This is a genomic window from Streptomyces sp. NPDC005752, assembly GCF_040630715.1.
In the GTDB taxonomy this organism is placed as follows: Bacteria; Actinomycetota; Actinomycetes; order Streptomycetales; family Streptomycetaceae; genus Streptomyces.
Genome location: NZ_JBEXYB010000006.1, coordinates 14,999 through 29,799, shown reverse-complemented (window position 1 = coordinate 29,799; position 14,801 = coordinate 14,999). Strand labels below are relative to the sequence as shown.

At 71.4% G+C, this 14,801-nt stretch carries 11 protein-coding genes; 1 reads left to right on the top strand and 10 read right to left on the bottom strand.

Going from position 1 to position 14,801, the window contains the following annotated elements; all coding sequences use genetic code 11:
* Positions 1 to 28: 28 nt before the first annotated feature.
* From ABZ441_RS07090 to ABZ441_RS07050, 9 genes are all read right to left on the bottom strand, one after another.
* Positions 29 to 1,063, bottom strand: coding sequence for a glutamate ABC transporter substrate-binding protein (locus tag ABZ441_RS07090; protein ID WP_358969290.1), 1,035 nt, complete (start codon positions 1,061 to 1,063; stop codon positions 29 to 31).
* A gap of 11 nt (positions 1,064 to 1,074) precedes the next feature.
* Positions 1,075 to 2,454: a hypothetical protein gene (locus tag ABZ441_RS07085; RefSeq protein ID WP_358969288.1), complete on the bottom strand. Its 1,380-nt coding sequence runs from the start codon at positions 2,452 to 2,454 to the stop codon at positions 1,075 to 1,077.
* A gap of 295 nt (positions 2,455 to 2,749) precedes the next feature.
* Complete coding sequence (locus ABZ441_RS07080; RefSeq protein ID WP_358969286.1) at positions 2,750 to 3,718, bottom strand: BadF/BadG/BcrA/BcrD ATPase family protein; 969 nt, start codon at positions 3,716 to 3,718, stop codon at positions 2,750 to 2,752.
* Positions 3,709 to 4,974, bottom strand: coding sequence for a 6-phospho-beta-glucosidase (locus ABZ441_RS07075; protein WP_358969284.1), 1,266 nt, complete (start codon positions 4,972 to 4,974; stop codon positions 3,709 to 3,711). Before ABZ441_RS07075 ends, ABZ441_RS07080 begins: the two co-directional genes overlap by 10 nt.
* A gap of 5 nt (positions 4,975 to 4,979) precedes the next feature.
* Positions 4,980 to 5,882, bottom strand: coding sequence for a carbohydrate ABC transporter permease (locus ABZ441_RS07070; protein ID WP_358969282.1), 903 nt, complete (start codon positions 5,880 to 5,882; stop codon positions 4,980 to 4,982).
* A 1-nt stretch (position 5,883) separates the two neighbouring features.
* Positions 5,884 to 6,882 carry a sugar ABC transporter permease gene (locus ABZ441_RS07065; RefSeq protein WP_358969280.1) on the bottom strand — a complete coding sequence of 333 codons (999 nt, stop codon included), beginning with the start codon at positions 6,880 to 6,882 and terminating at the stop codon, positions 5,884 to 5,886.
* A gap of 11 nt (positions 6,883 to 6,893) precedes the next feature.
* Complete coding sequence (locus ABZ441_RS07060; RefSeq protein ID WP_358969278.1) at positions 6,894 to 8,234, bottom strand: ABC transporter substrate-binding protein; 1,341 nt, start codon at positions 8,232 to 8,234, stop codon at positions 6,894 to 6,896.
* Between the two features lie 117 nt (positions 8,235 to 8,351).
* Positions 8,352 to 9,512 (bottom strand): ROK family transcriptional regulator, encoded by a 1,161-nt coding sequence (locus ABZ441_RS07055; RefSeq protein WP_358969276.1) that lies wholly within the window; start codon positions 9,510 to 9,512, stop codon positions 8,352 to 8,354.
* A gap of 134 nt (positions 9,513 to 9,646) precedes the next feature.
* Positions 9,647 to 10,711 (bottom strand): mechanosensitive ion channel family protein, encoded by a 1,065-nt coding sequence (locus ABZ441_RS07050; RefSeq protein WP_358969274.1) that lies wholly within the window; start codon positions 10,709 to 10,711, stop codon positions 9,647 to 9,649.
* A 317-nt stretch (positions 10,712 to 11,028) separates the two neighbouring features.
* Here ABZ441_RS07050 and ABZ441_RS07045 point away from each other — a divergent pair, with 317 nt between their 5' ends.
* On the top strand, positions 11,029 to 11,565 hold the full coding sequence (locus tag ABZ441_RS07045; RefSeq protein ID WP_205020465.1) for an HNH endonuclease: 537 nt from the start codon (positions 11,029 to 11,031) through the stop codon (positions 11,563 to 11,565).
* Between the two features lie 20 nt (positions 11,566 to 11,585).
* Here ABZ441_RS07045 and ABZ441_RS07040 read toward each other — a convergent pair whose 3' ends face one another.
* The gene (locus ABZ441_RS07040) at positions 11,586 to 14,594 is read right to left on the bottom strand and encodes a beta-N-acetylglucosaminidase domain-containing protein (RefSeq protein ID WP_358969271.1); all 3,009 of its coding nucleotides are present in this window, start codon (positions 14,592 to 14,594) and stop codon (positions 11,586 to 11,588) included.
* Positions 14,595 to 14,801: the final 207 nt, after the last annotated feature.

Sequence of the window (14,801 nt, the reverse complement as noted above, 5' to 3'; positions counted from 1 at the left end):
GCCGCCGGGCCCGGGAGCCCGGACGGCTTCAGTTGCTGCGGTACTTCGGCGCCGGGGGGCCCGTGATGCCGGGCAGACCCGTAGCCAGCCAGTCGCGGTACGACGTCATCCAGGGGCTGTCGTCACCGCCCCGGCGGTACTCGTTCAGTACGTGGTTGACCCGGCCCACCAGGTCGTCGGCGCCGAGCTTCGCCGCGACGCCGTAGTACTCGGTGGTGAACGGCTTGTCGCCCTTGAGTTCCACCGCCGGGTCCTGGGCCGCCTGGCCGGCCGCCAGCGCGTTGTCCGTGACCACCGCGTCGACCTCGCCGAGCTGGAGCCGCACCAGGCAGTCCAGCTGGTTGGGGACGGTCAGCAGGTCGGTGTCCAGCTCGGTCCCGTCGTTCTCGTCCTTGAACACCGCGCCGAAGGACTCCTTGTCCAGCGCGTCGTACGCCGTCGAGCCCTCCGCCGTGCAGACCCTCTTGCCCTTCAGCGACTTGTCGTAGCCCTCGATCGTGGACTCCTTGGGGGCCAGGACCTGCTGGCCTGCCTGGAAGTACGCCGTCGAGAACGCCACCTGGCCGGCGCGCTCGCAGTTGATCGTCATCGTGCGCACGACGACGTCGACCTTGTCGTGCTCCAGCGCGGAGATGCGCTGGTTGGTGGGGATGGCACGGAAGATCACCGCGTCCCGGTCACCGAGGATGTCCTCCGCGATCGCGTGCACGAGGTCGATGTCGAAGCCCTCCAGGGTGCGGCTCTCCGGATTCCGGTAGCCCCACTGGAAGCTGTTCTGGTCGACGCCCGCTATCAGCTTCCCGCGCTGTTTGATCCGGTCGATGCTCGGGCCTCCGGCGTCCGACGCCGGCACGCTGGCCTCCGGGTCCTCGCACGTCTCCGCCTCGGTCGGCACCGAGGCGCCGGCGTCGTGCCCCGCGCTCCGCCCGCCGAACGTCCCGTCGCCGTGTGCCAGCGGCAGCAGGGTGAGCGAGGCGGTGACGGCGCAGGCCACCGCCATGCCCGTCACTCCGCCCCAGCCGTGGAGCCTGCCGCGCGCGGCCCGGTCCTTCACCCTGGTCATCGGTCGTCCCCTCACCGGTACTCCGAGAGCCTGCGGTTGACCCCGACGACCGCGGCGGCCGCGCCCAGCACGGCGAGGACCGCGGCCCCGATCGGCAGCCCGCCCAGCGCGCCGCGGCCGTCCTCGGCCGCCGCGTCGAACTCGTCCTGTTCGTGGGCGAGCGCCTTCTCCAGCGCGTCGTCGACCCGCTCGAAGGACTGCCCCGTGGAGTTCTCCGGGCCGATGATCTGCCGCAGCGCACTGTCGTACTCGCCCCGGTCGTCCGTGGTCCGGGCCTTCCTGTGGCGTTCCTGCCACTCGGACACGCTGTCGATGGCGTCACCCACCGGTTCGCGGCCCGTGGGGTCGTCGGCCAGCTCCTTCGCGCTCCTGAGCTGCGCGCCGAGTTCCTTCATGCCGGTGCTGTAGTCGGTCTCGTACTGGTCCCGCGTGCCGTCCGGGGTGAGTACGGCACCACGGGCGACCAGGGTGAGGTTCTCATTGGACCGCGCCTTCAGCGAGTTGATCCGTGCCTTGTTCAGGACGTCGAGTGACTCCTGCCCCTGCACCATCGCGCTACGCAGGTCCGCTCTGGCCATGGTGTGACCCACGGCCAGCCAGAGCAGCACCACCGTCGCCGCGGCCGTGGCCGCGAGCAGTCCGTGGTTGAAGACGCGGTTCGTCCTGCGGTAGTTGCGCCGCTGCATCCACACCAGCGCGGCCAGGGCCAAGGCCCCGACCCCCAGGGAGAGGAAGGGGAACCGCCGCGCGTCGGCCGAGTCGGTGGCGAGCCGTCCGGTCTCCTCGGCGTGCAACCGCTCTGCCGCCGGCAGGAGTTCACCGGTCATCTTCTGGTTGGCGTACCGGAGGTAGGCCCCGCCGAGCGGCAGCCCCTGCCGGTTGTTGGCACGGGCCCGCTCGACGAGACCGGTGTACTCGGGGAGCAGTTCGCTCAGCGTCGTGATCTCACGGTGCGACGAGGTAGAGGCGTCGGTGCTCGCCGCGGCCTCGACCAGCAGCCGGGAGGCTTCCTTGATGTCCGCGTCGTACCGGGCGAGAACGTCCGGGGGCTCCTGCGCGCCCGCCAGGAAGCCGCTGGCCGCCATCGTGTCCGCGTCGGCCAGCGAACGGTAGATGCTCGCGGCGTCCGCGCTCAGTGGCTGACTGCGGGTCACCACGTCGTCGGCGGACGAGGCGCGTCCGGAGATCTCCAGGGACGTGACCGCTCCGAACACCACGACGAGCAGGGCCAGTGCGGCGCCCATGATCTGCAGCCTGCCCGGCTCGGTCGTCGCCGCGGCACGCAGCCGCTCGGCCGCGGTCCGGACACCACCGCGCTGCGCGGGTACGGGCGCTGACGGCTGATCCGTCCCGGGCTCCCGCAGCGCGGTCCCGCTCGGCGGGTATGTCACTTGACCTCCCCCTCGGTCACTGGCGACGGCCCTGGCCCCCCGGCCGATCGGGGGAGGACTGGTCCTGGCCAGAATTATGGCCCCAGGGGCCACCATCCACCAGAAGCGCCCGAATCCCACGTCCTTCCCCGTATTCGATCAGGACGAGTGCAAGCGATCAAGGCGGTTCGGCCGGGCGGGCCCGGAGCAGACCGATCCCTCCCCCCATGAACACGTACGGGGCATCTGTTCGGTTCCCGTACGCGACAGGCGTCCCGCGCGGCACAGCCTGCGGGACGCCCGTGCTGACACTCACTCAGATGTACTGCTCCCGAAGCCTGTTGTGCGCCCCGCGGGCGGCCCCGGTGTGGTCCAGGCCCAGCAGTGCCGCGCCCAGGACCGGCGGAGCCGAGACCACCCGTATCACCGCCTTCGGGGCGCGCACGGCGAGGAGTCCGGCGATCCGGTCGTCCAGCGCCGGGTGACGGGCGGCCAGGACACTGCCACCCAGCAGCACCGGCACCTCCTCCTCCAGCAGGCCGAGCCGGGTCAGCGCGACCGAGACCATGGCCACGACCTCGTCCGCCTGGCGTTCCACCAGATCACGCGCGATCCGGTCGCCGGCCGCGCAGGTGGAGAACAGCACCGGGGTCAGTTCGTGCCTTCGCCCGAACGGGATGTGCCCCAGGTGCAGTGCCTCGATCAGCGCGTACACCGAGCCGAGCCCGAAGTGGCCGGGCAGGGTCCGCGCCAGCTCGGTCGGTTCACCGCGGCCGTCCTCGGCCCTCGCCGCGAACCACATCGCCTCCTCGGCGAGTCCCGAACCACCTCCCCAGTCGCCGGACATCCGGCCGATCGCGGGGAAGCGGGCGGTCGTTCCGTCCGGTCGCATACCGACGCAGTTGATTCCTGCCCCGCACACCACGGCCACGCCCCGGGGTTCGTCGACCCCGGCGCGCAGTATCGCGAAGGTGTCGTTGCGCACGTCCACCGTCCGGCCCCAGTCCCGGGCTCGCAGCGCCTCGGCCAACTCGTCCTCCTCGACCGGTAGATCGGCGTTGGCGAGGCAGGCCGACACATGTTCGACGCCTGTCACCCCGGCCCGGTCGAACGCGGCGAGTACCGCCGTTCCCAGCCCGTCCACGGCCACGTCGACGCCGACGACCGGCGGCTGGAAGCCACCCCCGCGCGCAGCGCCGAGGACCGTCCCGTCGGCGCCGATCACGGCCACGTCGGTCTTGCTGTTGCCCGCGTCGATCGCGAGCACATGTGCGGTCAGGCCCACGCCAGGTGCTCCCGGTTGTGCGCGATCAGCTTGTCGGTGAGCGCCTCGGCGTACTCGAACTGGCCGATCAGGGGGTGGGCCAGCAGCGCCTTGAACACCCGGTCGCGGCCCCCGCGCAGCGCGGCGTCCAGGGCCAGGTCCTCGTAGGCGGTGACATGCCCGATCAGCCCGGCGAACATCGGGTCCAGCGCGGGTACGGCGAGCGGCGCCGCGCCCGTGCCGTCGACCCGGGCCTGGACCTCGATCACCGCGTCGTCCGGCAGGAACGGCAGCGTCCCCCTGTTGTACGTGTTGACCACCTGCACCGCGGAGCCGCCTCCGCCGAGCAGTGAGGACGCCAGGTCCACGGCCGCCTCCGAGTAGAACGCGCCGCCCCGCTTGCCGAGCAGCGCCGGCTTCTCGTCCAGGGCCGGGTCGCCGTACATCTCCAGGAGTTCCTTCTCCATCGCGGCGACCTCGGCGGCGCGGGACGGCTTCGTGCCGAGCTCCCTCACGACCTCGTCGTGCGCGTAGAAGTACCGCAGGTAGTAGGAGGGGACGACGCCGAGGCGGTCCACGATCTGCCGGGGCATGCGCAGGTCGCCGGCGATCGCGTCGCCGTGCTCCGCGAGCAGCTTCGGCAGGACGTCCTCGCCGGCCGGGCCGCCCAGGCGGACCCCGAGCTCCCACGTCAGGTGGTTCAGCCCGACGTGGTCGAGGTGCACCTCACCGGGCTTCACGTCGAGCAGCGCGGCGAACTTGCGCTGGAAGCCGATCGCCACGTTGCACAGGCCGACCGCCTTGTGACCGGCCTGGAGCAGCGCCCTGGTCACGATCCCGACCGGGTTGGTGAAGTCGATGATCCACGCGTCAGGATTGGTGCGGCGGACCCGCTCGGCGATGTCGAGGACGACCGGCACCGTGCGCAGGGCCTTGGCAAGGCCGCCCGCTCCGGTGGTCTCCTGGCCGACGCAGCCGCATTCGAGCGGCCAGGTCTCGTCCTGGTTGCGGGCGGCCTGCCCGCCGACGCGGAGCTGGAGCAGCACCGCGTCGGCACCGGCCACCCCGGCGTCCAGGTCCGAGGTGGTGACGATCCTTCCCGGGTGGCCCTGCTTGGCGAAGATCCGCCGCGCCAGGCCGCCGACCAGTTCGAGCCGGTCGGCCGCCGGGTCGACGAGCACGAGCTCCTCCACCGGCAGGGTGTCCCGCAGCCGCGCGAAGCCGTCGATCAGTTCGGGGGTGTAGGTGGACCCGCCACCAACTACTGCGAGCTTCATGGTTCTCAGCCCTTTACTCCGGTGAGGGTGACGCCTTCTACGAAGGCCTTCTGTGCGAAGAAGAACACGATGATGACCGGCGCCATGACGAGCAGCGTCGCGGCCATCGTCAGGTTCCAGTTGACCGCGTGGGCGCTCTTGAAGGACTCCAGGCCGTAGCTCAGCGTCCAGGCGCCCGGATTCTGGGCGGCGTAGATCTGCGGCCCGAAGTAGTCGTTCCAGCAATAGAAGAACTGGAAGAGCGCCACGGCCGCGATCCCCGGCTTGGCCATCGGGACGACGATCTTGAGCAGGGTACGCAACTCCCCGCACCCGTCGACCTTCGCCGACTCGATGTACTCCTGCGGAATGGTCAACAGGAACTGCCGCAGCAGGAAGATCGAGTAGGCGTCGCCGAACGCCATCGGGATGATCAGCGGCCACAGCGAGCCCGACAGGTGGAACTGCTGGGCCCACACCAGGTACATCGGGATGATGATGACCTGCGGCGGCAGCATCATCGTGGAGATGACGAGGATCATCGCCGTACGGCGGCCGCGGAAACGGAACTTGGCCAGCGCGTAGGCGACGGGCACCGACGAGCACACCGTGAACACGGTGCCCAGCAGCGCGTACATCAGCGAGTTGCGCCACCAGTCGAGGAACCCGGGTGTGTGGAAGACCGTCGAGTAGTTCGACCAGTTCCAGGAGCCGGGCCACAGGTCGCCGCTCATCGCCTGTCCGTCGCTCATCACGGACGTGAGGAACACGAACACGAACGGCAGGACGAAGAACAGGGCGAGGGCGACGGCCACGGAGTGGACCGCGATCCAGTTCAGGATCCGCCTGCGGCGGTGCCTGGCCGCGTCGGTGCCGCTGGGACGGCCGGGCACGGCGGTGTCCGGCCTGGTCAGGGTGGTGGTGGTCATCTCAGTCCTCCGCCGGGATGAGGCCGACGCTCTTGCGCATCAGCAGAAGGGTGACGGCCATGGCGATGGCGAAGAGCACGAGGGAGAGGACGCACGCGGCGCCGGTGTTGAAGTTCTGGAAGCCCAGGGAGTAGACGAGCTGGGGGACCGTCAGGGTGGAGTGGTCCGGATATCCGGGCTGGATCACCGTGCCGGGGCCGATGGAGACGCCCGAGGCCAGTTTCCCCGCGACGAGGGCCTGCGTGTAGTACTGCATCGTCTGCACCACTCCGGTGACGACGGCGAACAGCACGATCGGGGTGATGGCGGGCCAGGTGACGTAGCGGAACTTCGCCCACGCGCCCGCGCCGTCCAGTTCGGCTGCCTCGTACTGCTCCTTCGGGACGTCCAGCAGCGAGGCCATGAAGATGACCATCAGGTCGCCGATGCCCCACAGGGAGAGCAGGACCAGCGAGGGCTTCGACCAGTTCGGGTCGTTGAACCAGCTCGGACCGTGCAGGCCGATCCACGACAGCATCTCGTTGACCGGACCGGTGGACGGGTTGAGGAGGAAGACGAAGGCGACGGTGGCCGCGACGGGCGGGGCCAGGTAGGGGATGTAGAAGGCCGTGCGGAACAGTCCGACGCCCGTCTTGATCTTCGTGATCAGCAGGCCGATCCCGAGGCCGAAGACCACGCGCAGCGCGACCATCACGACGACCAGCCACAGCGTGTTCCACAGGGCCGGGCCGAACAGCGGCATCTGCTCCAGCACGTACCGCCAGTTCCGCAGCCCCACGAAGGTGGGTGCCTTGATCTGGTTGTAGTGCATGAAGGAGAAGTAGACGGTCGCGATCAGCGGGTACCCGAAGAAGACCGAGAACCCGACGATCCAGGGCGAGAGGAAACCCAGGTTGCGCAGCCGCTCACGGTTCCGCTTGCGTCGCAGGGGGGACTTGCGGGGGGCCGGATCGGTCGCCCGCCCGGCGGACTTCGCCGGGGTGGAGAGGGACAGTGCCATGACTCGGCTCCTCAGTTTTCCGACTGGACGTTGTCGGCGTCGATCTGGTCGTCGAGTTCCTTCAGGGCACGGTTCAGGTCCTTCGTCCTGCCGGCCTCGACGGACTGTGAGAAGTCACCGAACGAGTTGATGTACTGGCCGCCGTTGTTCGAGGGCGGAACGGCCTGGCTGTGCGGGTTCTGCGCGATCTTGATGAAGGCGCGGAACGCCGGATCCGCGTCCAGGCCGGGGGACTTCAGCGCGTCGAACGTGGACGGCACGTTGTGGATCGCGTTGGCGAAGTGGACGACCGGCTCGGTGTCGACCGTCAGGTACTTCACCAGCTCCCAGGCCGCGTTCTGGTGCCGGCTGCTGTGCGCGATGCCGGCCACGGTGCCCGTCAGGTAGCCGCGTCCGTAGGTGTCCGCCTGGTCGTCGGGGACCGGCAGCGGGGCGACCGCCCAGTCGAAGTCGGCCTTCGCCTCGTCGAGCATCAGCCCGCGCCACTCACCGTCCAGGTGCATGGCGAGCTTGCCGGTCAAAAAGCCGTTCTGGGACGACATCTCGTCACCGAAGCGGGCGCGGAGCCTCTCCATGGCCGCGTAGCCGCCCTGTGCGTCGGAGAGGTCGCGCATGGTGGTGAAGAAGTCCTCGGTCTTCGGTTCGTCGGCGAGCTTCGCCTTGCCCTCGCCGTCGAAGTACTCGGGCCCCCACTGCGCGAACATCCGGTCGGGGGAGTTCTGGTAGAGCTGGAAGTTCGGCATGAAGCCGGCACGCTTCAGCGAGCCGTCCTCGTTCCTCCGGGTCAGCTTCACCGCGTCGGCCTTCATCTCCGACATGGTGCGCGGGGGCCGGGTGATCCCCGCCGCCTCGAAGGCGTCCTTGTTGTAGTACATCCCGAACGCGTCGGCGAGGAGAGGCGTCGCGCACTGGACGCCCTCGTACCGCGTGTAGTCCAGCAGCGTCTTCGGGAAGACCTCGGTCTTGTCGACCCCGCTCTTCTTCATGAAGGGGTCGAGATCCACCCACATGCCGGACGAGCAGTACTGCCCGACGTTGTTGGTGGTGAAGGACGTGACGACGTCGGGTGCGTCGCCACCGCCCGCGCGCAGCGCCTGGTTGATCGTCTCGTCGCTCACGTTGCCGGTGGAGACGACGTCGATGTTCGGGTGGAGCTTCTCGAAGCGGGCGATGTTCTCGTTGATCGCCTCGACCTCGCCGGGCGCCGACCAGCCGTGCCAGAACTTCAGTGTGACGGGCTCCGTGGGATCGTCGGTGTTGCTGCCGGTACTCGGATTGGCGCAGCCGGACAGCAGCAGGGCGGCTGCGCCCAGGGCCAGGGGCACGCGGGTACGAAAGCGCCGTGGCGCCATAGCGGACTTCCTTTGCAGCGGTACTTCGCGGTACGGAGGCGCCGGGGGCGGGCCGTCGGACATGGGGGTGCCGTACGCGCCACCGGATACGGGTGGCGCGGTGCGGTGGCGGTTGGTTCAGGCGGTGTCGAAGACGCTGTCGCGTGCCTGGGCGAGGGCCGTCCGCAGCGCACCGGTCAGGATCGGGTCGCCCTCGATGTCGCTGATGCGGAGCAGCGGCCGCGGCAGTGCGAGGCCGGTCATCTCGGCCTCGACGCGATCACGGAGTTCCTCCCCGCCGGCCTGGGCCACCCGTCCGGAGAGGACGACCAGTTCGGGATCGACCACGGCGACCACGGAGGCCAGGCCGGTGGCCAGCCTGCGGGCGACCTCGGCCCGCACGGCCTCGTCGGCGAGGGCTTCGTCCAGCGGCCTGCCCCCGGCCAGGTCGCGTACGGCTGGGCAGGAGACCTGGCTCTGGAAGCCGCCACCCGCGTCGGGGCCCGCCCAGTCGGCCGCCCCGCCGCGGGCGAGCGGGGCGCCCGGCAGCGGCATGTAGCCGATCTCCCCGGCGCCGCCGGTCGCTCCGCGCAGGAGGGTGCCGCCCAGCACGATCGCGGCACCCACACCCTCGTCGAGATAGGCGAGGACGAAGTGGTCGTGGTCCTGGGCCGCGCCCTCGTACTGCTCCGCGACGGCCGCGAGGTTCACGTCGTTCTCGATGACGACCGGCCTTCCGACCACCTCGGCCAGGTCGGCGAGCAGGGTGCGGGAGTGCCAGCCGGGCAGATGGGGCGCGTAGCGCAGTTGTCCGGTGTGCGGGTCGATCGCGCCCGGCGTACCGATCACCACGGCGGCGAGGTCGTCGTGGCCCAGCCCGGTGGGACGCAGGGAGCCGTCCACGGCCTCGGCGACGAGCTGGGCGGTGCGGTGGCGTACGTCCTCCGCGACGGCGTCGGCCTCGACACGGCAGGTGCCGACCACGGTGCCGGTGATGTCGGCGACGACCGCGTCGATGCCGGTGGGCCCGACGGAGAGCGCCGCGACGTGGGCCGCCGCCGGGGCGATCTCGTAGAGCACGGCGTTCGGCCCGGGCCGCCCGGCCTGGCTGCCCGTGGAGCGGACCAGGCCCGCCTCCTCCAGCCGGGCGAGCAGCTGAGAGGCGGTGGGCTTGGAGAGCCCGGTCAGCTCACCGACGCGTGTGCGGGTCAGGGGTCCGTGGGCGACGAGGAGATCGAGCGCGGCCCGGTCGTTCATGGCGCGCAGAACGCGGGGGGTTCCCGGTGTGGTTCCGGCCATGAGTGACGCACCCGCTTTCTGTTAGGAAACTTTCCTATCGATGAGAGGAAGGTAGGGCGACGTCATCCACCCGTCAATGGGAAGCGCCCCCGAGGCAACCGAAGCGTTACCTGCGGGGGCGCGGTGCCGGTGGGCTACTTCGACAGGGTCGGCGGCACTATTGGGGTCGCGGCCAGCGACTGCGGCGACGTCGCCGACGCGTATGCGGAGGGTGCCGCCATGGCCGCCGTCGGGTCGGCGGTGGACTCCCCGTCCGAGTGGAGCGGGAGGGCGCCGATCATCCGGATACCGGCCGCGTCCAGTGCCTGCTTGATCCGCCAGCGCAGTTCGCGCTCGACGCCCAGTGCCTTGCCCGGCATGGTCTTCGCCGTGACCCGTACGGTCATCGAGTCGAGCAGCACCGCGTCCAGGCCGAGGACCTCCACCGGGCCCCACAGCCGCTCCGACCAGGGCTCTTCCTTGGTCATGGTCTCGCCCGCCTCGGAGATCGCCTTGCGGACCAGGTCCAGCTCCTCCGTCGGGCGGACCGTGACGTCGACACCGGCCGTGGACCAGCCCTGACTGAGGTTCCCGATCCGCTTCACCTCGCCGTTGCGGACGTACCAGATCTCGCCGTTGTCGCCGCGCAGCTTGGTGACCCGCAGCCCCACCTCGATGACCTCACCCGAGGCGACACCCGCGTCGACCGTGTCACCGACGCCGTACTGGTCCTCCAGGATCATGAAGACGCCGGACAGGAAGTCGGTGACGAGATTGCGCGCGCCGAAGCCCAGCGCCACACCCGCGACCCCCGCGGAGGCCAGCAGAGGGGCCAGATTGATCTGGAAGGCGCCCAGGATCATCAGGGCCGCGGTGCCGAGGATCAGGAACGACGTGACCGAGCGGAGTACGGAGCCGATGGCTTCGGAGCGCTGGCGGCGGCGTTCCGCGTTGACGAGCAGGCCGCCGAGGGCCGTGCCCTCCACCGCCTGGGCGCTGCGGTTCATCCGGTCGATGAGATTGGTGAGGGCGCGCCGGATCAGATAGCGCAGCACGATCGCTATGGCCGCGATGAGGATGATGCGGAGACCCGTGTTCAGCCAGGTGGACCAGTTCTCCTCGACCCAGCCTGCGGCGTTCCCGGCCCGCTCGGCGGCTTCGTCCAGTGAGCCCGCGGCCCCGGGGGACGGAGCCGCGGCCAGGAGGGCGGACAAGGACACGGCGAGGACCTCCAGGTGGGGCGACAGCAGACCAACAACAGTAACGAAGCTTGGGGGGTGGTTCGTTGCCGTCGAAGGGGGAGAGACACGTCTCACCCCGGGACGCGGGGGTTGTGGCCGATCGCACAACCGGTCCGACGGACCCTCCGATGCGCCTGTTCCGGGGGTGAGGGCCCGGGCGGGCGGCCGGCGGGTGGGGGAAATCCCCCGGGCCCGTTACCCGCACGTGGTGGCGCTCGGACCAGGCATGAGGAGAGACTGAGATCGGATCGTCCCGGCGCGAGCCACGCGTCGCCGGCGTACAAGGAGGCATCCACGTGCCGCACGTCCTGGTTCTCAACGCTTCGTACGAGCCGCTCGGCGTCGTACCTCTCCGCCGCGCGCTCGTCCTCGTCCTCGAGAACAAGGCCATCTGCCTCGAGGAGTCCGGCGCCTTCATGCACAGTGCCACCCGCGCCGTGCCCGCGCCCAGCGTCGTCCGCCTCAAGCGGTTCGTGAGGGTCCCCTACCGGGGGCCCGTCCCCCTCACCCGCCGTGCCCTCTTCGCGAGGGACGGCGGCCGCTGCATGTACTGCGGGGCCGCCGCCACCAGCGTCGACCACGTCATCCCGCGCAGCCGCGGCGGGCAGCACGCCTGGGACAACGTGGTGGCGGCGTGCCGGCGCTGCAACCACGTCAAGGCGGACCGCCACCTGCCCGAACTGGGCTGGCGGCTGCGCCACCCGCCGGCGCCTCCCAGCGGACTCGCCTGGCGGATCATCGGGACGGGCCACCGGGATCCGCGCTGGCTGCCCTACCTGCAGCCGTTCGGCGCGGACGACGTGATGGCCCGGATCGACGGCGTTCCCGCCTGAGGGACCGGGCCCCCGGCGTCTCAGGGAGCGTCCTTGTCCTCTCCGGCCACGGCGTAGGCCTCGACCGACCAGAGCGAGTAGCCGTACTGCGTGGCCCGGCCGTCGCCCTGGATCCTGACGAAGCGGGTGTCCCTCGCGTCCATCCGGACCGACTCGCGTCCGCCGCCGCCCTCCCGCACGGTCGCCGCCGTACGCCAGGTGCGGCCGTCCGGGGAGACCTGCACGCGGTAGCGGGAGGCGTAGGCGTCCTGCCACCGCAGCACGACCTGGCCGAGCCGGACCGGTTCGGGCAGCTCGGCCTGCCACCAGGCGCCGTCCTCGACGGGTGAGGACCAGCGCGTCTCCGGGTCGCCGTCCGAGGCCGCCGCGGCCGGGAAGTCGGGGGTCTCGTCGCCGGACGAGGAGGCGGTGGCCGTACGCACCAGATCGGGGCCCGCCGTGCGCGGGAAGGCCCGAACGGTCAGTGTGCTCTCCTCGCCCTCGAAGCGCAGCGGCACCTCGTACTCGCCGGCCGGGGTGCCGTCCGCCACGGTGACGTCCACGGGTACCTCGGTGCGGGAGCCGCGGGTCACCGTCGTCCGCTCCGGCACCTTCACCACGATGCCCTTGGGCGCCTTCGCGGTGACCGCGCCCTTCACCTTGCCCGGCCGCCCGCCGGCCAGCCGCGCCTCCACCCGCTGCGTACCGCCGCCGATCACGGCGTCCGTCCTGTCCCGGACGAGGGCGAGCCGGGCCACCGGCTCGTCAGCGAACCAGGGGACGAGCCCCCGTACCTCGGGGGCGCCCGAGGCCGGGGCGGCGCGCGTGATCCCCGGGGCCGGGGGACCGACGAGGACCGAACGCGCGGACGGCACGGTGACCCGCAGTGCGTCCGCCCGCAGCCCCTTCACCGCCGTCTGCGTCCAGCCCGCCGCCGACAGGGACCCCAGGCGGCGCCAGCCCTCACCCGGTACGTGGGCCTCCAGGACGCCGTCCGCCGCCCCGCCGCCCGGCCGGGTCAGCGTGGTGACGGCCTCCAGCGGACGGGCGCGGCCGAGCCGCACCGTGTAGCCGTGGGCGTCCCTGCTCACCGTTCCCGTCTCGCGGTCGGTGCCGTTCCAGGCACCGGCCTCATCGAGCACCCGGTCCAGGAACGGGTCCAGGACTCCCTTGCCGACCGTCGCCGTGCCCGCCCCGATCCTCTTGCGCAGCGGTTCAAGCTCCAGCTGGGTCCGCCACGCGGCCGCCCCGTCGCCACGTTCCTGTGCCCGCAGCAGGTCGACGGCGAGCTCGCCCGCCCTGCCGTACAGGGCGAGCTGCTCGCTCCACGGCCGCACCTCGTCCTGGAGCCGGCCGCTCGCGATCGCCTTCAGTCCCTCCGGGGCCTGCCGCATCACGCCGAAGGCGGCCCGCAGCTCACGCGCCGCCTCGTCGCCGGCCTCCGCGTCCGCCGGGTGCGCGGCCGGACGAGACGCCCAGAACTCGGCCAGCAGCGGCCGGAGGTAGGCGGACTCGTCGCCGCCCAGCAGCGAGGTGGCGCTGTTGCCGGCCAGGGCCCCCAGGGCGGCCCGGGCGGTGGCGTCGTCGCCCGCCAGGTCGTCGATGGCCGCCTGCCAGGACTCCTGCGCCTGGTAGCCCTTCGGGTTCCAGGCGAAGTCGGCGGCCGTGAACAGGGGGATCCGGGACGCCGACGGCTGCTCCATGGCGTTGGCGAGCAGTGCCGCGGACCCGCCGGCCACCGCCGGGTCCCGGCCGGTGTACGGGCCCAGGAAGATCCGGTCCTGCGCGTAGTCGTTGACCGGGTAGTTGTCCATGGTGACCAGAGGCCGGCGGAAGGCGGCCCGCGCACCCGCGAGTTCACGTCCGGTGATCGTCTTCGGTACGACCCCGACGCCGGTCCAGGCCACCTGGACCCGCTCGTCCAGCTCGGCGGCGAGTGCCGTGCGGTAGTCGGTGGCGCCGTCCTGGTAGAACTCGGTCGGCATCACCGACAGCGGCTCCGCGCCGGGGTGCCGGTCCGCGAGGTGACGGGCGGCCGCGCTGGCGACCCGGGCCTGCGCCCTGGCCGCCGCCTCCGGCCCGCTGCCGAACGTCTCCGCGTCCTGGTCACAGTGCCATTCGCTGTAGCTGACGTTCTGGAACTGCAGCTGGAAAGCCCGTACCCCCAGCGCCCACATCGCGTCGATCTTCCGGGTGAGCGCCCGTACGTCCGCGTCCGACGCCATGCACATCGCCTGGCCCGGCGAGACGGCCCAGCCGAGCGTCACGTGTTCGGCCCGCGCCTTCCGGGCCAGCGCACGGAAGGCGGCGCGCTCGTCCGCGGGGTACGGCTCACGCCAGCGGGACTGCCGGTAGGGGTCGTCGCCCGCCGCGTAGAGGTAGCGGTTCTGCTTCGTGCGGCCCATGAAGTCCAGCTGGGCGAGCCGCTCGTCCTGGGTCCACGGCTGCCCGTAGAAGCCCTCGGTCATCCCCCGCACGGCGGTACCCGGCCAGTCGCGGACCACGGCTCCCGCAACGGTGCCGTCCTCCACCAGCCGGCGCAGGGTCTGGACGCCGTGGAACAGCCCGTCCTCGCCGACGCCGTCCATCGCGACCGTGGGCCGGTCCTCGACCCTTCCCGCGGCGAGGCGGTAGCCCCCGGACGGCAGGTCCGCGCGGTCGGGTGCGCGCAGGGCGCGCAGGGCCCGGCCCGCGTCCGTGCCGCCGAGCCGGATCACCGGTCCCTTGCCGGGCAGGGCGTCGTGCACCGTGCGTACGCCGGCCTCGCGCAGGAGGGCCCTGAGCGCCTCCACGGCGTACGGATCGGCCTGCGGGTCGGCGAGGAGGGTGACCTCGGTGCCCAGCGGGACGGCCTCCCCGGATGCCTCGATCGACTGCGGCCGGGGCCAGACGGAGGGCAGCCGGCTTTCACCGGTGCGGTCCGCGGTGGTCGCGGCAGGCCCGACCGGGGCGGCGGGGGCCGCGACGGCTGCCGGTGCGACCGGGCCGAGCAGCCCGCCGATCACGGCGACGGCCACGGCCGTCGCATGCCTCCTGCGCCCGAGCCTCATGCCGTACCCCTTCGCCCTCAGCCGCGCCCCGGCAACGACGTCCGAGCCCATCACCGGCGCGCGAGGGTGTCAATGCGCGTGACCGCTTTGGTTGAAATGCCCGGTGTGTTGCACGGTGTGGCGCGTGGGAGTCCAGGGAAGAGTCGCCAAGTGGCCGAAAATCACTCATACCCGGCGCCCGTGGGAACAAGGTGTGACCCACGGCAC